This window comes from Microbispora sp. NPDC046933 (assembly GCF_040644635.1).
Taxonomy (GTDB): Bacteria; Actinomycetota; Actinomycetes; order Streptosporangiales; family Streptosporangiaceae; genus Microbispora.
In genome coordinates this window covers 229,942-251,073 of the sequence record NZ_JBEYWW010000001.1, presented here as the reverse complement: position 1 = coordinate 251,073, position 21,132 = coordinate 229,942, and the positions used below count along the sequence as shown (strand labels likewise).

The following is a 21,132-nucleotide window of genomic DNA, read 5'->3' as shown; positions in this document are numbered from 1 at the left end:
CCCATCCCTCCGTGTTTTCGCGGGTACATGGTTGCGGTCATCGGCTGAGCCGTACGTCCACGACCTGTCCCGTGAGGCGGGACAGCAGCACGTCGATGCTGGTGCGGGCGACGGCGGCGGGGGAGAGAAGCGTTCCGGCGGGTTCATCGCCGAACGCGCGCAGCCGCATGGGGGTGGCGGTGCGCTCGGGGTTGACGCAGTTGACGCGGACACCCTGGCAGGCCCACTCGTCGGCGAGCGCCTGGGTGAGGTTGACGACGGCGGCCTTGGTGGAGGAGTAGAGGCTGTAGTCGGCCCGGCCGCGGGTGTAGGACGAGGAGGTGTAGAGCAGCAGGTGGCCGCGGGTCTCCATCAGATACTTCACGGACGCGCGGGCGATGTTGACCGGTCCGAGGTAGTTCACCCCGATGGTCTCCTCGATCGTGTGCTGCCCGGCCTCGCCGAGCTTGCCCATGTGCAGCACGCCCGCCGTGTTGACGACGTAGTCGATCCGGCCGGTCTCGGCGTACACCCGGGCGAGCGCGTCCTCCACGGCGGCGACGTCCTCGACGCGCACGCCGTTCTGACTGCGGGAGAACGAGTGGACGCTCGCGCCGTATCCCTTGGCCAGCTCGACGATGTCCGCGCCGATGCCGTAGCTGCCGCCGAAGACCACGAGCGTGCGGCCCTCGAGCCCGTCCCGGTACGCCTCCTCGCCGAGCGCGGGCGCGGTGTTCTCGGCGAGCTGGAAGAGCTTGTCGGCGATGAAGACGTCGACGGGGTGGGTGACCTTCATGTTGTGCTCGCTGCCGGGCACGATGTAGATCGGCACGTCGGGCAGGTAGCGCAGCACGACGCCGCAGTCGTCCGTTGTCGGCAGCGAGGGGAACTCGGGGTCGGCCAGGGCGCGCTCGTACGCCGCCCGGATCACCGACAGCCGGAAGCACTGCGGGGTCTGCCCCCGGCGCAGCCGGGAGCGGTCGGGGATGTCGCGGATTATGTCGCCGCGCGGGCCGGGCGCGGCCACCACGATCGTGTCGGAGGACGGGATCGCCACCTCGACCGCCTCGTAGCGTTCGAGCGCGGCCACGCACTCGCTGATGATGCGGGGCTCGATCAGCGGCCGTACGGCGTCGTGCAGCAGCACGTCGCACTCCTGCTCGCCCAGCGCGCACAGCGCCCGCCAGGTCGTCTCGGTGCGGCTCGCGCCTCCTTCGAGCACCCTGCCGACCTTGGTGTAGCCGTTCCTCCTGACGAGCTCCTCGGCCTCGGCGACGAAGCCGGGGGCCATCAGGACGACGACCTCGTCGATCTCCGGGTGGCCGTCGAACACGTCGAGGGTGTGCTCCAGGATCGTCTTCCCGGCGATCTTCAGAAGCTGTTTCGGGGTGTTGAGGCCCACGCGCTGGCCGACGCCGCCGGCCAGCACCACCCCCACCCTGCGCAGACGCAATTCGGCGATCATGATGTCCTCCCCGGAGGAGACCATACCCGTGCCGGAAGCCGGAGAAGGTGATTGCCACCTAGTGATCACTCGGTTACTTTGCGAGGTGAGCACGTGCGGCTAACGTGAAGCGGGTTTCCATATGGGGGCGGATCCGAGCAAGCCCGGTACGTCACGGGACACAGAGACGGTGGCGGTCGTCCTCGCGACCTCGCCGGCCGCCGGGCTGCCCTGGTCCGACGGCGCCCGGTCCGACGGCAGCCTCCTGGAGCGGCTCACCGCCCAGCTCCTCACGCTGCCGGTCCGCGAGGTGCTCGTCGTGGTGCGGAGCCAGGACGCCCAGGCGGGGGGATGGGAAAAGGCGGCGGCGAGCGGCACGCGGCACCAGATCTGCGTCAGCGACGGTCTCGCCGAGGACCTGCGCATCGTGGCCAAGACGGCCCGCGCCTCGACGTCCCCGGTCGCCGTGCTGGCGGCCGACGTGGTCGCGCACACCGAGGCGCTTTCGCTGCTGCTCGAACACCCGGCGCGCCCGACCGGCGCGATCGTCGCCACCGGCGACCCGGCCCCGCTGCGTCCGCCCGTACGGACCGAGTGGGGCCGCGTCGTGTCGGCGGGCACGTCCTTCCACGAGGTCGAGTGGGCCAACGGCACCTTCCGCGGCGTCCTCCAGGTGGGGGAGGCCCACCTGGCCGGGCTGGCCGACATCGCCGAGGACCTCGCCGACCTGGCCCAGCGCCGCCACCTCGGGCGGGTCGGCGACGGCGAGGTGCCCGAGCTGCTGCTCACCGGCCTGGTGCGGGCGGGCGTCCAGGTGCACGCCGTTACGCCGGGCACCCTGCACTGCGGGCGGGTCGGCACGCGGCCGGCCGCCGAGCGGGCAGTGCGTGAGCTGGCCGACGTCGACGAGGCCCAGGCCAGGCTCGACGCCGCGGTGAAGAGCGACGACGGCTTCTTCACCACCCACTGCGTCAGCTCGTGGTCGCGTCACCTCATCCGGCCGGCCGCCCGCCTCGGCCTGACCCCGAACACGGTCACCGGCATCTCCGTCGGGTTCGCCGCCATCGCCGCCATCTGGTTCTCCGACGGCCGCCGGGCGGGCCTCGTGGTCGGCGCCGTCGCGCTCTACCTGTCGTTCGTGCTCGACTGCCTGGACGGCCAGCTCGCCCGGTACACGCGCCGGTTCTCCCCGCTCGGCGGCTGGCTCGACGCGATCTGCGACCGGCTCAAGGAATACCTGGTGTACGTCGGGCTGGCGGCCGGATACGCGGCCGGTCCCCGGGAGCCGTGGGAGATCTGGGCCCTGGCGGCGGGCGCGATGATCCTCCAGACGATCCGCCACATGGTCGACTTCTCCTTCGCGGGGGCGATGGCCGACCGGGCCAGGGCGGCGGGCCTGCGGGCGGCGGCCCCGCGTTCGATGGCCGTGCCCTGGGACGAGGCGCCCGCCGCGGCGGCGGCGAAGGGCACCGGATCGGTGCTGGCGCTGTCGCGCCGGCTCGACGCGCTGAGCGGAGCGAGGGGCGTGGCGTACTGGGCGAAGAAGATGATCGTGTTGCCGATTGGGGAGCGGATGGCGCTGATCTCGGTGACGGCCGCGCTGTTCGACGCGCGGGTGACGTTCCTCGCGCTGCTGGGCTGGGGCGTGGTGGCCCTGGCCTACACGGCCGCCGGGCGGATGGCGAGGTCCTTCGCATGAGCGAGCGAATCAGTGAACACAGCGCCTGGCGAGGTGCTGATTTGCGCGCCTCCGGCACGACCCTGCTTCGAGCCGAAGGCGAGGAGGTGGCATGAGCGAGCGTAGCGAGCGAATCAGTGAGCACAGCGCCTGGCGCATGCCGCTCCGAGCCGAAGGCGAGGAGGTGGCATGAGCCGCCGCCCCCACGATGCCGGTGGGAAGGGCCGGGCCGTGATCTCCGTGCAGATGATCCCGGTGCCGCGCAGCGTCGTGGTGGCCTACCGCGACGACGGCCCGCTGTCGAAGGCGATGGGGCTGCTCGTCGCCGGGCAGCTCCCGCCGCTGCCGCCCGCGGTCGCGGGCGCCTTCGTGACCGCCGTGCTGCTGGTGCTCGGCATCGCCGGGGCCGACGACTTCGCGGTCTTCGCCCCGGCGGTGGCCCTGCTGCTGGCCGGGGCGGGCAGCGCCCACCGGCACGACGGCCGGCTCGACTGGCTGGCGCCCCCGATCCTGCGGCTGACCGAGTACGGCTTCATCGCCTCGGCCGGGTTCGCCCGCTCAGTCCCGCCGGTGCTCGTCGTCGCGCTGCTCGGCGCGATGGCCTTCCACCACTACGACACGGTCTACCGGGTGCGCCAGCACGTGTATCCGCCGCCGTGGCTGGCGACGGCCGGGCTGGGCTGGGACGGCCGGATGCTCGTCGTCGCCCTGGGCGGCCTGCTCGACCTGATGACCGTCGTGTTCGTGCTGCTCGCGCTCTACCTGTGGGGCCTGTTCGGCTGGGAGAGCCTGACCTGCTGGCTCGCCGCCCCCCGCACACCCGACGAGGCCGTGGAACCGGCTCGCCAGGATTAACGTCAGACCAACGGCGGATTACCCAACCGGGGCCCTGAGCCAACTAACCTTTGGGGTTACTGTCTGACGCTCGACCTCAAGGAGTGCGGGAAATTGCTCGGAATGGTGCTGGCCGCCGGAGCCGGACGTCGCCTGCGGCCGTACACCGACACGCTGCCGAAGGCGCTGGTGCCGGTCGACGGTGAGACCACGATCCTCGACATCGCCCTGCGTAACCTGGCGGCCGTGGACCTCCGCGAGGTCGTGGTGATCGTCGGTTACCAGGCCCAGGCCGTACGGGAACGGCAGGCCGACCTGGAGCGGCGCCACGGGGTGAAGCTCACGCTTGTCCACAACGGCAAGGCCGAGGAGTGGAACAACGCCTACTCCCTGTGGTGTGCCCGCGACTACTTCTCCCAGGGCGCGCTGCTGGTCAACGGCGACACCGTCCACCCCGTGTCGGTGGAGCGGACCCTGCTGGCCGCCGAGGACACCTCCGACATCCTGCTCGCGGTGGACGACGTGAAGTCGCTGGCGGACGAGGAGATGAAGGTCACGCTGGAGGACGGGCGGCTGAAGCGGATCACCAAGCTGATGGACCCGGCCGAGGCGTACGGCGAGTACATCGGCGCCACGCTGATCCGGCCGGCCGCGGCCGAGCGGCTCGCCGACGCGCTGAAGGCCACCTTCGAGCGCGACCCGCAGCTCTACTACGAGGACGGCTACCAGGAGATGGTCGAGCGCGGCGAGAAGATCGCCGTCGCGCCGATCGGCAAGGTCGAGTGGGTCGAGGTGGACAACCACGACGACCTCGCGAAGGCCCGCGAGATCGCATGCCGTTACTGATTTCCGCGGCCTTCTGAGGAGTTCGCATGCCGATTCTGGCAAGGATGCTCCCCGCGCCCCTCAAGATGGAGGTGCGGCGGGGTGCGATCGCGCAGCTCGGCACCCTGCTCGCCGACAGCAGGGTGGCCACCTCCGGCCGGGTCGCGGTCGCGGTCGGCGTCGGTCAGGGCGACCGCATCGCGGAGGTCATCGCGCCGTCGCTCGGTGAGGCCAAGGTGCTCCGGGTGCCGGACGGCACCGTGGACGCGGCCGTGTCACTCGGCGCCGACCTGCGCAAGGGCAACTACGAGGCGGTGATCGGCGTCGGCGGCGGCAAGACGATCGACGCCACCAAGTACGCCGCGTCGCTCGCCGGCATCCCCATGGTCGCCGTCGCCACCAACCTCTCGCACGACGGCATCTGCTCGCCGGTGGCCTCCCTGGTGTACGAGGGCGGCAAGGGCTCGTTCGGCGTCCCCATGCCGCTGGCGATCATGGTGGACCTCGAGTTCGTCCACGACGCCCCGCCCTCGCTCGTCCGGTCCGGGATCGGCGACGTGCTCAGCAACCTGTCGGCGATCGAGGACTGGCAGCTCGGCAACACCGAGCGGGGCGAGCCCATCGACGGGCTGGCGATCTCCATGTCGCGTACCGCCGCCGAGGCCGTGCTCGGCCGGCAGGACTCGATCGAGTCGGACGCGTTCCTGACCGTGCTCGCCGAGGCGCTGATCCTGTCGGGGATGTCGATGGTCATCGCGGGGTCAAGCCGTCCGGCGAGTGGCGGCGATCATGAGATCCTTCATGCTGTGGACCAGCTTTTCCCCGGCACCTCCAACCACGGTGAGCTGGCCGGCATCGGCGCGGCGTTCTGCTACTTCCTCCGCGAGGACGCGCACCGGCTCGGCCAGGTGACCGGCTGCCTCAGACGGCACGGCCTGCCCGTCACACCAGGCGACGTCGGCCTGACGACCGACCAGTTCACGGCCGCGGTGATGCTGGCCCCCAGCACCCGGCCCGGCCGCTACACCATCCTTGAGCACCTCCGGCTGTCGGAGCACGAGGTCCGTGGGAGAGTTGAGGACTATGTCCGCGCCGTCGGTAGCTGAGCTTCGCGCGGTCGCCCAGCCGCAGACCACCATGGACCGCCGCAGCGGCGAGCACTGGGCCGGCCTGCTGTACATGCGGCGCCTGTCCATCTACGCCACCTGGCTGCTGGCCAAGACCCCCATCTCGCCGAACCAGGTCACCGGCCTGATGATCGTGTGCGGGGTGGCGGCGGGCGCCGTGCTCGCCGTCCCGGGCTTCTGGGCGGCGCTCGGCGCGGCCCTGCTCATCCAGGTCTACCTGCTGCTCGACTGCTCCGACGGGGAGCTGGCCCGGTGGACCGGCCGCACCTCGATCACCGGGGTCTACCTCGACCGGGTCGGGCACTACTTCGCCGAGGCGGCTCTGCTGATCGGGCTGGGCTTCCGGGCCTCGCAGACCCTGCCCGACTGGTACACGGTGATGGGCGTGGCGGCGGCGCTCGGCGCGATCCTGATCAAGTCGGAGACCGACCTGGTCGACGTCGCCCGCGCCCGGTCCGGCCTGGTGGCGACCACAGAGGCGGCGGCCCAGCAGTTCGCCTCGCCGCGGCTCGCGCTGGCCCGCAGGGCCGCGGCGGCGCTGCGGTTCCACCGGGTGATCCAGGCCGTCGAGCTGTCGCTCATCGTCGTGGTCGCGGCGGTGCTCGACAACTGGTTCTCCGCCACCCGGATCCTCGTGGTCGCCTGCGTCGTCATCGCGGGAGTCCAGCTCGTGCTGCACCTGGCCAGCATCCTCGCCTCCCGGCGGCTCTCATGAGCGCGTCGTTCCCCGCGCGGCATGCCGATCAGCCGTACATTCGCGGTTGGGTAGGGGTTTGGTGGCAGTTCCGATACCCTTATTCCACGGTAAACCAGGCAGATTCCGGATTGCCCGGCCATACAGACTCGGTGATCATGAAGTCGTGTGTAGTGCGCCCCACGTCGAGGCGATGACGCGGTGAAAATCTCCTGTGTCATCCTCACCATGGGCAACAGGATCGCCGAGCTCGACCGGGCGGTGGAGTCCGCGCTCACCCAGACCGACGGCGACATCGAGGTGGTCATCGTCGGCAACGGCGCGGACGTACCGGAGCTGACCGCCCAGCCGCTTCCCGGCTCCGCCGCGACGATCAAGACGGTCCGGCTGGAGCACAACGCGGGCATCCCCGAAGGGCGCAACCGCGGCGTGCAGGAGTGCTCGGGCGACATCGTCCTGTTCCTGGACGACGACGGCTGGTACGCCAACTCCAAGGTCGCCGCGCACGTCCGCGAGCGGTTCACGCACGAGCCCGACCTCGCCGTGATCAGCTTTCGGGTGATGGACCCCGAAGGCGGCTCGGTGCAGCGGCGGCACGTGCCCCGCCTGAGGGCCGGCGACCCCGAGCGGTCCTCCCCGGTGACGACCTTCCTCGGCGGCGCCTGCGCCGTCCGCAAGTCGGCGTTCCTTCAGGTCGGCGGGTTGCCCGAGCGGTTCTTCTACGCCCACGAGGAGACCGACCTCGCCTGGCGCCTGCTGGGCGAGGGCTACCGCATCGAGTACGACGCCGAGACGGTGATGTACCACCCGCTGGTGCTGCCGTCCCGGCATTCGGACTTCTACCGGCTGAACGCCCGCAACCGGGTGTGGCTGGCCCGGCGCAACCTGCCGTGGCCGCTCGCGATGCTCTACCTGCTCAACTGGGTCGTGCTCACACTCGTGCGCGAGCGCTCGCTGCCCGCCGTCAAGGCGTGGTTCCGCGGCTTCCTCGAAGGGCTGCGCGAGCCGGCGGGAGAGCGCCGCCCCATGGCCTGGCGCACCGCCTGGCGCATGCTCCGCCTCGGCCGCCCGCCCATCGTCTAGGTCGTATCTGACAGATCACGCCCTGCCGCGCGGCCCGGCGGCGCCTCGCTGCGTTCTCGCCCCGGTGGCGGCGTGACCGGGCCGGGGCGAGGTCGCGTGGCGGGTGTGTTTCGGCCGCCGACGCCCTCCGGAAACCGCAGTCAGGAGCAAACTGTAAGATTTCGGGCGTTTGCTCTGCCTGATCTTCTGGGGTGTGGGATTGCCCGTCTTTCATCGCGAACGGCTCCGCGTCTTCGTGGACGCTCCGGTCTTCCAACGTGCGGTCATCGCCGTCATCGCGCTGAACGGGATCGCGCTCGGGCTGGAGACGTCGCCCGAGCTGGCCGAACGCCACGCCACGGCCTTCCTCGTGATCGACCGGGTCATCCTCGCCGTTTTCGTCGTCGAGATCCTCCTGCGGATCGTCGCGCACGGCAAGGCGTTCTTCCGCGACCCCTGGAGCTGGTTCGACCTGATCATCGTCGGCGTCGCCCTCGTGCCGGCCTCCGAGTCGTTGTCGATCCTGCGGCTCTTCCGGTTCCTGCGCGTCCTGCGGCTGATCTCCGTGGTGCCGGGCATGCGACGGGTGGTCTCGGCGCTGTTCGCCGCCATTCCGGGACTGGCCTCGGCCGTGGTCCTCCTGCTGCTGTCGCTCTACATGGCATCCGTGATCGGCGAACAGCTCTTCCGGGAAGCGGCCCCGCAGTACTTCGGAGATCTCGGGCAGTCGCTGTTCACCATGTTCACGGTGCTCACGGTCGAGAACTGGCCGCAGGTGGCCGAGGACGTGATGGCCAAGGAGCCGCTGGCGTGGATCTTCTTCGCCACGTTCATCGTGATCACGGCGTTCTTCGTCCTCAACCTGCTCATCGGTGTGATCGTTTCCGCGATGGAGGCCGAGGTCAACGCCCAGCGGTGGAAGGACGACCAGGCGTTGGAACTGGAGCAGCACACCGCCGTCATGAACGAGATCCGGGCGCTGAGCGAGAAGGTCGACCGGCTGGCGGCCGGCCTGCCGGTGCCCGTGGACGCCCGTCGCGCGGGATCCGACACCCCTTCGGAAGGGGACCGCTGCTCCTGCCGCCGAGATCCGTGACAGGGCGGGGCCACGCGCCCGGTTGCCCTGAACTCAGCCGCCCTGTCGCCAGATGAGACGCCAGCCGGAGCACTTGCCGGTGATCCTGGTGGAGGTGCCGCGACAGAGCTTGGCCTCCGATTTGAGGGCGTACCCCGCGTTCACCCGGAAGGTGCGCGGGGCCGAAGACGAGCAGTTCTTGAAGGTGACGGTCCGGTACGTCAACCGGTCCGACAGCGACCTCACCTTCACCCAGGAACAGGCGCGCGTGCGAGGTGAGTCGTACAGATAGCCGGTGACACGCAGACCGGAGGAACTGAGCGAGGACCTGCCCCAAGCCCAGGCCTTCCAGTCGGAGGAGCCGTACGATCCCCAGGTCTGCGCGACGGCTGTGGACACCGCCGTCGTCGGCACGGCGGACGCCGAGGCGGCGGACGGGAGAGCGGCCCCCAGGCCGACCAGCACCGCGAGTCCGAGAACAAGACGTGTTCCGCTCCGCATGAGATCCCCTCGTAGACGTGACGTTGACAGATCCCGACTAACAGGGAGCCCTTGCTGATCACTTACAGGCCGCTTTCATCCGAGGTCGTCGCCGGGTCCGGCCCGCTGCGCCTCCGCCTCCGGAGACGAAGGGCGGCGGGTGACCGTCGCCGCCATCGGCAGGGGCGCTGCGGCGTGGGACGGACGTGGCTCTCGGTCACGCGTCCCAGGTGACCGGGAGGCTCTTCACCCCGTAGATGTCCGCGGTCTCCGGGCGCAGGCCGACCTCCTCAGCCGGTACGGCCAGGCGCAGCGTGGGGAAGCGGTTGAGCAGCGCGGGGAAGGCGACCCGCATCTCGACGCGGGCGAGCTGCTGGCCCAGGCACTGGTGGATACCGTGGCTGAAGGCCAGGTGGCCGCCGTCCTGTCTGCGGAGGTCGAGCCTGTGGGGGTCGGGGAAGCGTTCGGGGTCGCGGTTGGCGGTGTTGAGGGACAGGATGACCGTCGTGCCGGCCTCGATGGTCTGGCCGCCCAGCTCGACGTCCTCCAGCGCCGTCCTCATGAACGTCTTGGCGACGCTCAGATACCGCAGCAGCTCCTCCACCGCCCGGTCGGCGAGCGTGGCGTCGGCGCGCAGCGCGGCCAGCTGCTCCGGGTTCTGCAGGAGGGCGAAGGTGCCCAGCGCCAGCATGTTGGCGGTGGTGTCGAACCCGGCCGAAAGCAAGATCAGGGCCATGCCCTTCAGCTCCTCATCGGTCAGGTCGCCGTCGGTGAGGTCGCTGAGCACGTCGTCGGTGGGGTTCGCGCGCTTGGCGGCCACCAGCTCCGCGAGGTAGTGCTGGGTCGCGGTGTAGGCCGCGAGCAGGTCCTCGTCGCTGCTCTCCCCGCCGAGGAACGTGTCGATCTGGTCCTGGAAGCGGCCCCGGTCCTCGTACGGCACCCCCAGCAGCTCACAGATCACCATTGAGGGAATGGGCTTGGCGAACGCGGTCACCAGGTCCGCCGGCGGCCCGGCCTTCTCCATGGCGTCCAGGTGGTCGGTGGTGATCTGCTCGACGCGCTCGGTGAGCTGTCGCATCCGCCGTACGGTGAACTTGCCCACCAGCGGTTTGCGGTAGCGCCCGTGCTGCGGCTCGTCCATGAGGAGGAACTCGCCGGGCGGCGCCGGAGGGACCTCCACGCCGCTGTAGTCGATGGTCGGGTGGTGGATCATGAGCTCCTTGCGCGAGCTGAACCGCGAGTCGGCCAGCACCGACCGGACCAGGTCGTATCCGGTGATCAGCCAGCCCTGGTGCCCGTCAGGGAAGGGGTAGCGGCTGATGGGGCCGTGCCGGCGGGCGTCGATCAGCTCCGCCGGCGGGTCGAAGGGGCAGCCGGGCTGACGCGACGTCGGCAGGGTGGTGACGGTGTGGACCATGGTCATTCCTCTTGTCGGCCTGGGTTTCTCTTGCGAGAGTGCGTGTTCCCACCATCGCCGACCGCCCTGACATCGGGCCGTCGCCGTGCTGACACACGCGTCAGCACGGCGACGGCCCGGTATCAGAGCGCTCCGAGATCGTGGACGCCATGAACGGATCAGCCATAGCGGCCTCGGGGCTGCGGAAGGCATACAACGACAAGATCGTGCTCGACGGCATCGACCTGGACGTCCGGACCGGGACGATCTTCGCCCTGCTCGGGCCCAACGGCGCCGGGAAGACCACGACGGTGAACGTGCTGACCACGCTGCTGCCCCCCGACGCCGGCAAGGTGGTCGTCGCCGGGCACGACGTGGTCACGGAAACCAAGGCGGTGCGCGCGGCGATCGGGGTCACGGGGCAGTTCGCTTCGGTGGACGACCTGCTCACCGGCGAGGAGAACCTCCTGCTGATGGCGGATCTCCTGCACCTGCCCAAGGCAGAGGGCAAGCGAATCGCCGGCCGGCTCCTCGACCGGTTCGATCTGAGCGAAGCGGCGGGCAAACCGGCGGCGTCCTACTCCGGCGGCATGCGCCGCAAGCTGGACCTCGCCATGACGCTGGTCGGCGAGCCGCGGATCATTTTCCTGGACGAGCCCACGACGGGACTCGATCCGCGCAGCCGCCGCACCATGTGGGAGATCATCCGGGAACTGGTCTCCGGCGGTACGACCATCTTCCTCACCACCCAGTATCTGGAGGAGGCCGACGAGCTCGCCGACCGCATCGCCGTGCTCGATCAGGGCAGGCTGGTCGCCGAGGGCACCGCCGACGAGCTCAAGCGCAGGGTTCCCGGCAGCCATGTCCGGCTGCGGTTCACCGGCCGGCACGAACTCGACGCCGCGGCACGGGTCCTGCCCGGGTCCGCGAGGGACGACGAGGAGCTGGCCCTGCGTGTGCCCGGCGACGGTGGAGTGAGGTCGTTGCGCGCGCTGCTCGATCTGCTCGACCGGCATTCCATCGACGTCGAGGAACTGTCGGTGCACACCCCGGACCTGGATGACGTCTTCCTCGCCCTCACCGGCAACGCGAACAAGGAGGTCAACGCCCGATGAACGTCATCGCAGACTCCGCGACCATGCTGCGGCGCAACTTCCGGCACACGATGCGAAATCCGGTGGCGCTGTTCAACGGCATCATCATGCCGGTCTTTCTGATGTTCCTGATGGTCTACGTGTTCGGCGGCGCGTTCAGCGTCGGCGTCGACTACGCCGACTACGCGACGCCGGGGTTGATGCTGACGACGATCTGCTACGGCGTCGGCGCCACCGCGATCGCGGTGAACTCCGATATGACGACCGGGTTCATCAACCGGCTTCGCGTCATGAGCGTGTCCCGGGCCGCGGTGCTGAACGCGCACGTGATCGCGACCATGCTGCGGAGCCTGGTGGCCATCGCGTTCGTCATCGGGGTCGCGTTCCTCATGGGATTCCGGCCGTCGGCGGGCTTCGTGGAATGGCTCGGCGTGATCGGCATCGTCGTGCTGACGGTGCTGGCGATCGGCTGGCTGACCGTCGCGTTCGGTCTCGCGGCGAAGACGCCGGAAAGCGCGGGCTTCGCCGCCGTCCCGCTGATGCTCCTTCCCTTCTTGAGCAGCGCGTTCGTGCCGGCGGGCAAGATGGGGCCGGGCGTGCGGCAATTCGCCGAATACCAGCCGTTCACCCCGATCATCGAAACCCTGCGCGGGTTGCTGACCGGCGCGCCGTCGGCGGGCTCGGCCGTCACGGCGATCGCCTGGTGCGTGGGGCTGGCGTTGATCGGCTACCTGTGGGCGCGCGCGTCGTTCAACAAGCGAGCGTGATCTCGGCCAGCTCGCGCCAATCCCGCCGCCGCCCGTCACGGATCGCCTCGGCGAACACGCTTTCGCCGAGGCGATCCCGCGCGTCCGCGGCGATCCTGGCAACGTCCGGGTGCGAACGGTCCGGCGTGCCGCGCACACCGTCGCTCGCCGCGAGCAGTCGTACGGCCTGCTCGTACCGTCCCTGGCGCAGCGCGAGATCCGCGATCCCGATCAACACCTCGGCGATCGTCGGCGGATGCTCGTACTTCATGACCGCGCGGAGCGCTTCGGTCCGATACGCACGGGCCTCGCCGAGATCCTCGGTGAGGTAGCCGTACAGGTCCATGATCGCGGCACGGACGGAGTCGCCCCTTTCCGCGTCGTCCAGCACCGCACGCACCGTGGCCAGGTGCTCGTGTGCCTTGTCCGGCTCGCCGCGCCAGCGCGCCAGCTGTGCCTGCACCAGCGCCAGCTCGGCGACGGAGTCCGGCCAGGCGATCCCGCCCGCGCACCGCTGCGCTTCCGCCATGGCGGACGCGCTGGACCGCTCGTCGCCGAGCAGCCAGTACAGCTGAGCCTGCCGCGCCCGCAGGCCGACCACGTCCTCGGTGCCGCCTACCTCGGTCAGCGCCACGATCGCCTCTTCGAAGTGCTCACACGCGCGTGCCAACTCGCCGCGCATGGCGAGCCGATCGGCCAGGAAGGTCAGCGCCAGCGAGATCCCCATCCGCTCACCCAGCGTGCGGAACTCGGCAAGGGCGATTTCGGCGTCGGTGTCCACGTCGGTCTCGTCGCCGCCGAGCGTGAGCCGCAACCGGCCACGAGCGAGCCTGGCCTGCGCGCGCACCCACGGATCGTCGTCGGCGATGAGCGGCTCGAACGCGGGGAGGAACTCCGCGGGGCCCCGCAGCATCCGCTCCAGCACCCCGACGAACCCGAGCAGCGGGTGGCGATACCCGCTGCGCTGGGCGAGCCGGTGCGCCTCGTTTATCCACTCCGCCGCCTGATACTGATCGCCGCCGACACCGGAGGTCAGGAACATCGTCACGATGAGGTAGGCCATCGCCCGCACCTCATCGGGCACCTCACCGTGCATCGAGGCCGCCGCGATGCTCAACTCGGTGCCCTCGGCCCTGTGCCCGCTGAGGTACCAGTACCAGCCCGCGGCCGCGGCCAGCCGCATCGCCTCCGCGGCCCATCCCTCGGCGATCGCCCCGCGCAGGGCCGTACTGATGTTGTCGTGCTCGGCATCGAGCGTGGACAGCCATTCCAGCTGCTCGGCCCGGCGCAGGTGCGGATCGGCCGTCTCGGCCAGCTCGGTGAAGTAGGCGAGGTGCGCCCGGCGCGCCGGCTCGGTCTCCCCGGCTTCCGCGAGCCGGTGCGCCGCGTATTCCCTGATCGTGTTGAGCATCCGGTAGCGCGGCGTGCCCTCGCCGTCGGCGAGCAGCAGCGACTTCTCGATCAACGCGGTCAGCGCGTCGAACACCTGCTCCCCGGCGAACGCCTCGTCCCCGCACACCCGTTCGGCCGCTTCCAGGCTCGCCCCACCGGAGAACACCGACAGCCGCCGCAGCACGCGACGTTCGGCCTCGGTCAGCAGATCCCAGCTCCAGTCCACGACCGCGCGCAGCGTCTTGTGCCGGGGCAGCGCCGTACGGCTGCCGCTGGTCAACAGGTGGAATCGGTCATCGAGCCGGCGTGCCAGCTGATCGACGGACATGGTGCGCAGCCGCGCGGCGGCCAGTTCGATCGCCAGCGGAATCCCGTCGAGCGCCCGGCAGATCCGCGCCATGGCCGACAAGGTGTGCGCGTCGGAGCCGATGTCCTTGCGCACCAACTCCGCGCGGTCCCGCAGCAGCCGCACGGCGGGGGACGACCCGGCCTCGGAGGGATCCGCTCCCTTCGCGGGCAGCGCGAGCGGCTCGACCTGCCACAGCACCTCCCCGGTGATACCGAGCGGTTCCCTGCTCGTGGCCAGAATCCGCAGCCTCCGGCACTCTCCCAGAAGCCGGTCGGCGAAAGCCGCGGCCGCCTCGATCACGTGCTCGCAGTTGTCCAGGATCAGCAGGATCGCGCGCTCGCGAACCGCGGCGACGAGCTGATCCATCGGTTCCCCGCCCCGGGCGCCACCGAGCAGCGCCTGGTCACGCAGGCCCATCGCGGTGAGGGCGGCCTGCGCCAGCTCGCCGCCCGCCCGCACCGAGGCCAGTTCGACCAGCCACGCCCCGTCCGGCAGCTCGGCGAGCATCGTCCGCGCGGTCTCCGTGGCCAGCCTCGTCTTGCCGGAGCCGCCCGCCCCCGTCAAGGTGACCAGCCGGTGCTTGACGGCCAGACCGGCGACCGCGGAGATGTCGTCGTCCTTGCCGACGAAACTCGTCAGCTCGGCGCGCAGGTTCGTCCTGCCGTTCTCCGCCCGCTCGCCCAGCTCGCCCCGCAGCAACGCGGTGTGCAGCGCGGAGAGCTCGGCCGACGGATCGGCGCCCAGCTCCTCGGCCAGCCGCTCGCGCGTGCGCTGGTACACGGTCAACGCCTCAGTGCCACGCCCCGCCTCGGCGAGCGCGCGCATCAAGGCCGCCACGAACCCCTCCCGCAGCGGGTATGTGGCGACCAGCTCGGTCAGCTCGGAGACCAGCTCCGAGCCACGGCCGAGGCGGATGTCCGCATCCACCCGATCCCCGAGCGCGGCGACGTGGAGTTCGTCCAGACGCGTGACCGCGGCGTCGAAGGCGTCGCTGTCTCGCAGTGCGATGTCCGCCATGGCCGTGCCGCGCCACAACGCCAAGGCCGAGCGCAGCAGATCCGCCCGCGTCGCGGGGTCGGCGGCACGGGCCTGACCGACCAGGTGCTCGAACCGGCACACGTCCACGGCGTCGGGAGCCACGGCCAGCCGATAGCCGCCGGAATCCGCCTCGATCACACCGTCCGGCAACACCCTGCGCAGCCTGGACACCAACGCCTGCAAGGCGTTCACTTCGTCCGCGGGCGGCCGTCGCCCCCAAATCCAGTCCACGAGCCTCGCACGCGTCACGATCCGGCCGGGTTCGAGGGCGAGCACCGCCAGCAACGCGCGCAGCCGGATCCCGGGAACCTCCACCACGGCCCCATCGTCGTTCCGGACCTCGAACGGCCCGAGCAATCCGACTCGCACATCAGTGATTGTGCCGCACACCCCTGATTGGCCGAACCGTGGCAAAGACCGACCAAGGGCACAGCCCGATGCGTACGAACGTACACTTTCGTGCATGGTGGACTACTTCGCGGGCGACTCCCGTACGAATCGCGAGCGGATGCTCGCCGGCGACCTCTACATCGCCGACGACCCCGAGAGCGCCAGGCGCGCACGGCGCGCGGCCCGGCTGGCGGACGCGTACCACCGTGCCGCGCTCGCCGACGAGAGCGCCGCCCGGTCGATCCTGACCGAGCTGGTGGGGAGCCTGGGCGAGGGGGCGGTCGTCAGGCCGCCGCTGTATGTCGACTACGGCGAGAACATCACCATCGGCGCCCGCACCTTCGTCAACTACAACCTGACCGCGCTCGACGTCGCACCGATCACGATCGGCGAGGACTGCCAGATCGGCCCGAACGTACAACTGCTGACGCCGACACACCCGGTCGACCCCGAGCCGCGCCGGGCGAAGCTGGAGGCCGCGGAACCGATCACGATCGGTGACAACGTCTGGATCGGCGGCGGCGCGATCATCCTGCCGGGTGTGACCATCGGCGACAACAGCGTGATCGGGGCCGGAGCGGTCGTCACCAGGGACGTCGGCGCGAACGTCGTCGTGGTCGGCAATCCGGCGCGCGTGATACGGCGGCTGTGATGGCCCGCCGCCACGACCCGGAGCGCAGGGACCGCATCATCGACGCCGCGATCGACTGCATCGCCGAGGACGGGGTCGCCGGGACCTCCCATCGGAAGGTGGCCACCCGGGCCGGCGTTCCGCTCGGGTCCATGACCTATCACTTCGAGAGCATGGACGAGCTGCTCGTCGAGGCGTTCACCCGGTTCGCGGCGAGCATCGGCGACACGTTCGAACGTCGCCTGGCCGCCGCCCAGGACCGGGACGCCGCGGCCGAGGCGATCGTCGCGTTGATCCACGGGGACCTGCAGCGGTCCCGGCGCGAGCACGTGCTGACGTACGAGCTGTACACCCTCGCCGCGCGGAGGAGCGTCTTCCGGTCGATCACCCAGAGGTGGATGCGCGAGAGCCGCCGCGCACTCGAACGGCACTTCGCCCCTGACACCGCCCGAGCGCTCGACGCCTACATCGAAGGCGCGGCACTGCACATCGCACTCGACCCGGACCCGCAGCCGCGGGCCCTGACTCGAGCCGCCGTCGCCCGCCTCGCGTCCGGCGGCTGAGCGTGATCACGCCGCGTCAGCGGACCGCGTGGCGGGCGGTGCGGACGGCCAGGGCGGCGCAGACCAGGGCCGCGGCGAGGACGGCCACGACGAGCGGGGACGGCCCGGCGGGCAGCCCTTCCGAACGGACCGCGCCCATGTAGTCGACGGCCGCCGTGCCGTTGACGGCGAGATACCACAGGCCGAGGTAGACGACCTGGAAGACCCGGTGCGTACGGCAGGCCACGCCGAGCACCAGGGCGAGCGCGGGAACCAGGAGCGTGCCGCCGGCCCATGACCGCACGCCGGGCCAGTCGGTCGCGACCGCCATGCGGACAAGGGGGCCCACGCCGGTCACGGCCGTGAGGACGACCCCGGCCGCCCACTCCGCGAGCAGCCCGCGCCGGGGTGCCGGATAGGCGCCGAGCAGCCCCTCGACCCCGTATTCCACCCGCTGGGTTCCCAGCCTCGACCAGATCAGCACCGGCCATATCCAGGCGAACGGGAGCATGGTCGCGGGTTCCGGCGTGGCGAAGGCGGCCGCCGTCACCCCGGCGGCCACGAGCCACCACCAGCGCGAGACGCCCTGGAGGAGGATGCGCAGCTCACCGGAGAGGAGCCGGCGCAACGCCCGGCCCGGACGCGGCGCGACCCGGGGCGTGCTCGGGAGGGTCGTCCGGAAGGCTGGTCGCCTGTCCTCGGTCGCGACGTCCGGCTCGTACGGCGCGACGGCCGGGCCGCTGAGGCGCCGCGCCGGGTCGAACCGGGCGAACCAGAGGCACGGCAGCAACGCCAGGACGACCGCGAGCAGGAAGACCACGAGACGGCCGCCGAGGAACGCGCCGGTGACGGAGAAGCCGTCCCACTGGAAGGTGCGCAGCGACCTGGTGACGGAGGTCAGGCCGAGGCTGAACTCCCGGCCGTGCACGTCGACGCCCCGCGCGGCGAGGGCGGCGCGCATCGAGTCGGCGGCCTGATGGACGCCGAGACCGCCGAGGGGCGCGCTCCGCGACTGGCCGCCGATCAGGAGGACCAGGGAGACGACGAACCAGACGACGTTTCCCACGCCGCCGCGCAGCAGCGGCACGGTCTCGAACAGCACCGCGGCCGCCGCCGTCAGCGCCAGCGGGGGCAGCGTGATCGCTGCGAAGGGCAGGAGGAGCGCCACCGGGTCCACGACTCCGGACTCGCCCCTGGCGAGCTGCATGACCGGCGCGGTCACCGCGAGCACGCCCGCCATCGAGGCGAGCACCAGGAAGTCGCTGAGGAACTTCCCCAGCAGGTACGCGGACGTGCGCAGCGGCGTCGCGGCGACGAGCTGGCCCACGCGGGTGCGCTCGTCCCGGCCGATCGCGTCGCGTATCAGGTAGAACCCGCCCGTGGTGAGCCACAGGGCGCCGGCGAGCGCGGTCGCCGTCCCGACCCAGGCGCTGGTGTAGACGCCGCGGTAGCCTCCGACGTCCAGGATCACCCACCTGGAGTCCGCGGGCGGGACGGCCAGCCGGGCCAGGCCGACCGCCGCCAGCAGGATCATCGCGTACGCGGGCCGCCGCACCCGCTCCCGGAAGTCGGCGACGGCGAGCGCGACAGTCGCCCGCACCGTGACCCGCACCGTGACCCGCACCGTGACCCGCACCATGACCGGAGCCGTGACCCGTGCCGTCATCGGGCCGCCTCCCGGACGCCGCCGCCCACGACGGCGAGGTACAGGTCCTCCAGGTCCGGGGGCACCCGTACGGCGCCTGTGGCCGGCGGCGTGTCCGACAGGAGCCGCAGGCGGATGCCGTCCGCCGTACGGATCACGCGGCTGGCCGGGTGGCGCTCCCGCAGGGCGGCGGCCTCCGAGGGCCCGGCGACCGTCTCCCAGACCTGGCCGTCGACCTCGGAGAGGAGCGCCTCGGGGGTGCCGCGCCGCAGCAGCCGTCCCCCGGCCACGACGGCGACGTCCGACGCGACGGACTCGATGTCGGACACGATGTGCGTGGACAGCAGGACCACCCGGTCCTCCGCCAGGTCGCCCAGCAAGGCGCGGAACCGCACCCGCTCCTCGGGGTCGAGCCCCGCCGTCGGCTCGTCCACGATCAGCACCCTCGGGTCGGCCAGCAGTGCCTGGGCGATGCCGACCCGGCGCAGCATGCCGCCGGAGTACTTGCCGAGGGGCGTGCGGACCGCCTCCGTGAGGTTGACCAGTTCGAGCAGCTCGTCGACGCGGGCACGCGCCGGACGCGCGGCCAGCCCCTTCAGGGCGGCCAGGTAGGAGAGGAACTCCCGCGCGGTCAGGTGCGGGTAGACGCCGAAGTCCTGCGGGAGGTAGCCGAGAACCCCGCGCAGCGCGCCGGGCCGGGACACCACGTCGGTCCCGTCGAACAGGACCCTGCCGCCCGTCGGCCGGGTGACCGTCGCGCAGATCCGCATCAGCGTCGACTTCCCCGCACCGTTCGGGCCGAGCAGGCCGAGCAGGCCCGCGCCGCATCGCAGGGTGACGCCGTCGACCGCGCGCTTCCCGCCCTTGTAGATCTTGGTGACGTCCACCAGTTCGAGGGTCGGAGTATCGATCATCTCGTCACCTCACTCGGGCAGGCCGCGCAGATCGGTCTTGCGGCCGTCGCGCAGCACTGTGACCTCGCGGGGCACCTCGACCCGGAACCGGGCCGAGCAGTCGGCCCATCCGGAGCATCCGGCGTTGAGGTCGAGTGTGTTCCCGTCGAGGGTCTGGCTCGAGTGGGGGTTGGTGCCGTGCACGTCGAACCACAGGGTGACCTTGATGTCCTTCCTGTCCGTCGCGACGAGGTCGGTCGGGGTTTCGTGCGCCCGCACGTCGAGCGTCCTGCCGCTGAACGAAAAGGTCTGGGACACCGGTGTGGCCTTCGAGGCGTCTGCGCAGCCGCTCAGGACCGCCGCCGCGAGCACCGTCAGGGCACACCACACCGTCTTGCGCGTAGTCATCGGATCCTCCGGGTGAAGCCGTCCCGAGCAGGATCCGCCGTGGGCGGCCGGGCGGGCATCTGCCGTTCGGCAGATTTCCGGGGCCCGACGGCACCGCTCAGTCGCTCAGTCGCTCAGCGGCGGGCGCGGCTCCTGGCGTCCTCCGGCACGGGGAGGACGGCGATGACCTGCCACCCCTCCGCCTGGCGGCCGGCCCGGAGCAGGCCCCCGAGCGCCTTCACCCGCTCGGCCAGGCCGATCAGGCCGGTGCCTCCGCCGTGCCGGTCGTCTCCCATGAGGCCGGTCGGAGAGGTTCCGCCGCCGTCGTCGGTGACGGACACCCGCAGGGCCGCGCCGTCCACCGTGCCCTCCATCGGGGTGACCGCGACCACCACGCGCGTCGCGGAGGAGGCGTGCCGGCGCACGTTGGTCAGCGCCTCGAGCACGACGGCGTACGCGGTGCTCCCGATCTCCGGGGCCACCGGGATGGCGAGGTCGCCGGGCATGTCGAGCCGGGCCGGGATCCCTCCGGTGGCGGAGAAGCGGCCGACCAGGTCGGGCAGGTCGGGCAGGCCGTAGACCCGGGTCGGCGGCGGCTCCTCCGCCGCCCGCGCGTCCGGATCACGCAGCGCACCCACCATGTGGTCCATCGACGCCAGCGCGCGCAGCCCCGCCTCCTCGACGCGTACGGCGAGCTCCCGCGCCTGCCGCGGGTCGAGCTCGCCGAGCTGGGCCGCCTGGGCCTCCAGGACGATCCCGGTGACCTCGTGGGCGACGAAGTCATGCAGGTCGCGGGCCGTCTCCAGCCGCTGGACCCGCCGCGCGTCCGCCACCGCGCGCACCCGCCGGTCGTCCAGCGACCTGAGGTACAGCGCGACGGCGGCCACGGTGACCACGGCGAAGGACGACAGGAGGCAGGCGATGACCGACGCCTCCGCCGTCGGGCGGGGCATGCGCAGCGTCAGCCGCAGCGGCAGCGCGACGGCCGCCGCGATCCCGAGCGCCGTCCCGATGACCGCCGCCTGCCGCCCCGGCAGCCGCCGTACGACCCGTCCGAACAGGAGCAGCAGCGCGCCCATCTCGACGGGCAGCCACAGCCCGGCGAACTGGTGCCGCCCCTGGTAGACGAATGTGACGGTGTAGGAGACCAGCGCGACGACGCTCGCCGCCGTGGCGAGGCCGATCCGCCGGTACGGCCAGCGCGCCAGCGCGACGGCGAGGGCCAGGGTGGCCGACAGGGCGACGACCAGCGCGTGCGGGGGAGCGAGGATCGCCGGCATCGGCACCATCGCCACGACCACGACGCACAGGAAGGCGCGGACCCGGGACCTCGTCATGCCACCGAGGGTACGCAGCCACCGCCTGGCCCCGGGCCGTCACCGCCGGGGCGAGGAGGGCGGGCGCCGCGGAGACAGCGCGCTGTGGCCCCTG

The 21,132-nt window shown here is 71.4% G+C and carries 19 protein-coding genes; 11 read left to right on the top strand and 8 right to left on the bottom strand.

The genetic code is table 11. The features are described from left to right. Nucleotides 1–37: 37 nt before the first annotated feature. Complete coding sequence (locus ABZ857_RS01065) at nucleotides 38–1,444, bottom strand: bifunctional cytidylyltransferase/SDR family oxidoreductase (protein ID WP_357035445.1); 1,407 nt, start codon at nucleotides 1,442–1,444, stop codon at nucleotides 38–40. 169 nt (nucleotides 1,445–1,613) lie between these two features. Between ABZ857_RS01065 and ABZ857_RS01060 the strand changes: the two genes are divergently transcribed. The 7 genes from ABZ857_RS01060 to ABZ857_RS01030 all read left to right on the top strand — a co-directional run bounded on the left by ABZ857_RS01060 (nucleotide 1,614) and on the right by ABZ857_RS01030 (nucleotide 8,739). Continuing rightward, nucleotides 1,614–3,122 (top strand): CDP-alcohol phosphatidyltransferase family protein, encoded by a 1,509-nt coding sequence (locus tag ABZ857_RS01060; RefSeq protein WP_357035442.1) that lies wholly within the window; start codon nucleotides 1,614–1,616, stop codon nucleotides 3,120–3,122. Nucleotides 3,123–3,290: 168 nt separating this feature from the next. After that, nucleotides 3,291–3,956 (top strand): DUF5941 domain-containing protein, encoded by a 666-nt coding sequence (locus ABZ857_RS01055; protein WP_357035439.1) that lies wholly within the window; start codon nucleotides 3,291–3,293, stop codon nucleotides 3,954–3,956. Nucleotides 3,957–4,049: 93 nt separating this feature from the next. Next, on the top strand, nucleotides 4,050–4,781 hold the full coding sequence (locus tag ABZ857_RS01050) for a phosphocholine cytidylyltransferase family protein (protein ID WP_357035437.1): 732 nt from the start codon (nucleotides 4,050–4,052) through the stop codon (nucleotides 4,779–4,781). Between the two features lie 44 nt (nucleotides 4,782–4,825). Then, nucleotides 4,826–5,866 carry an iron-containing alcohol dehydrogenase family protein gene (locus ABZ857_RS01045; RefSeq protein ID WP_357036206.1) on the top strand — a complete coding sequence of 347 codons (1,041 nt, stop codon included), beginning with the start codon at nucleotides 4,826–4,828 and terminating at the stop codon, nucleotides 5,864–5,866. Beyond that, on the top strand, nucleotides 5,844–6,602 hold the full coding sequence (locus ABZ857_RS01040) for a CDP-alcohol phosphatidyltransferase family protein (protein ID WP_357035434.1): 759 nt from the start codon (nucleotides 5,844–5,846) through the stop codon (nucleotides 6,600–6,602). Before ABZ857_RS01045 ends, ABZ857_RS01040 begins: the two co-directional genes overlap by 23 nt. Before the next feature lie 180 nt (nucleotides 6,603–6,782). Next, a complete protein-coding gene (locus ABZ857_RS01035) occupies nucleotides 6,783–7,664 on the top strand; it encodes a glycosyltransferase (protein ID WP_357035431.1) in 882 nt (293 codons plus the stop codon). 199 nt (nucleotides 7,665–7,863) lie between these two features. Beyond that, entirely contained in the window at nucleotides 7,864–8,739 is an 876-nt protein-coding gene (locus tag ABZ857_RS01030) for an ion transporter (RefSeq protein WP_357035429.1), read from the top strand. 33 nt (nucleotides 8,740–8,772) lie between these two features. Here the strand turns inward: ABZ857_RS01030 and ABZ857_RS01025 are convergent, their stop codons facing one another. Together ABZ857_RS01025 and ABZ857_RS01020 are read right to left on the bottom strand one after the other, a co-directional pair. Further along, nucleotides 8,773–9,219, bottom strand: a complete 447-nt coding sequence (locus ABZ857_RS01025; protein ID WP_357035426.1) for a hypothetical protein — start codon at nucleotides 9,217–9,219, stop codon at nucleotides 8,773–8,775. 196 nt (nucleotides 9,220–9,415) lie between these two features. Then, a complete protein-coding gene (locus ABZ857_RS01020; RefSeq protein ID WP_357035423.1) occupies nucleotides 9,416–10,621 on the bottom strand; it encodes a cytochrome P450 in 1,206 nt (401 codons plus the stop codon). A gap of 143 nt (nucleotides 10,622–10,764) precedes the next feature. Between ABZ857_RS01020 and ABZ857_RS01015 the strand changes: the two genes are divergently transcribed. Both ABZ857_RS01015 and ABZ857_RS01010 read left to right on the top strand, forming a co-directional pair. Continuing rightward, nucleotides 10,765–11,709, top strand: coding sequence for an ATP-binding cassette domain-containing protein (locus tag ABZ857_RS01015; RefSeq protein ID WP_357035420.1), 945 nt, complete (start codon nucleotides 10,765–10,767; stop codon nucleotides 11,707–11,709). A 23-nt stretch (nucleotides 11,710–11,732) separates the two neighbouring features. Further along, nucleotides 11,733–12,455 carry an ABC transporter permease gene (locus tag ABZ857_RS01010; RefSeq protein ID WP_357035417.1) on the top strand — a complete coding sequence of 241 codons (723 nt, stop codon included), beginning with the start codon at nucleotides 11,733–11,735 and terminating at the stop codon, nucleotides 12,453–12,455. Here the strand turns inward: ABZ857_RS01010 and ABZ857_RS01005 are convergent. Then, complete coding sequence (locus ABZ857_RS01005) at nucleotides 12,439–15,582, bottom strand: BTAD domain-containing putative transcriptional regulator (RefSeq protein ID WP_357035414.1); 3,144 nt, start codon at nucleotides 15,580–15,582, stop codon at nucleotides 12,439–12,441. The genes ABZ857_RS01010 and ABZ857_RS01005 overlap by 17 nt on opposite strands. A 94-nt stretch (nucleotides 15,583–15,676) precedes the next feature. Between ABZ857_RS01005 and ABZ857_RS01000 the strand changes: the two genes are divergently transcribed. Then, nucleotides 15,677–16,255 (top strand): sugar O-acetyltransferase, encoded by a 579-nt coding sequence (locus tag ABZ857_RS01000; protein WP_357035411.1) that lies wholly within the window; start codon nucleotides 15,677–15,679, stop codon nucleotides 16,253–16,255. Further along, nucleotides 16,255–16,797 (top strand): TetR family transcriptional regulator, encoded by a 543-nt coding sequence (locus ABZ857_RS00995; protein ID WP_357035408.1) that lies wholly within the window; start codon nucleotides 16,255–16,257, stop codon nucleotides 16,795–16,797. Before ABZ857_RS01000 ends, ABZ857_RS00995 begins: the two co-directional genes overlap by 1 nt. Nucleotides 16,798–16,813: 16 nt before the next feature. Here ABZ857_RS00995 and ABZ857_RS00990 read toward each other — a convergent pair whose 3' ends face one another. From ABZ857_RS00990 to ABZ857_RS00975, 4 genes are all read right to left on the bottom strand, one after another. Next, a complete protein-coding gene (locus tag ABZ857_RS00990; protein WP_357035405.1) occupies nucleotides 16,814–18,442 on the bottom strand; it encodes a hypothetical protein in 1,629 nt (542 codons plus the stop codon). Then, complete coding sequence (locus ABZ857_RS00985) at nucleotides 18,439–19,335, bottom strand: ATP-binding cassette domain-containing protein (protein ID WP_357035402.1); 897 nt, start codon at nucleotides 19,333–19,335, stop codon at nucleotides 18,439–18,441. Before ABZ857_RS00985 ends, ABZ857_RS00990 begins: the two co-directional genes overlap by 4 nt. A 9-nt stretch (nucleotides 19,336–19,344) precedes the next feature. Continuing rightward, nucleotides 19,345–19,722 (bottom strand): hypothetical protein, encoded by a 378-nt coding sequence (locus ABZ857_RS00980; protein ID WP_357035400.1) that lies wholly within the window; start codon nucleotides 19,720–19,722, stop codon nucleotides 19,345–19,347. A 113-nt stretch (nucleotides 19,723–19,835) separates the two neighbouring features. Further along, the gene (locus ABZ857_RS00975) at nucleotides 19,836–21,038 is read right to left on the bottom strand and encodes a histidine kinase (protein WP_357035397.1); all 1,203 of its coding nucleotides are present in this window, start codon (nucleotides 21,036–21,038) and stop codon (nucleotides 19,836–19,838) included. Nucleotides 21,039–21,132: the final 94 nt, after the last annotated feature.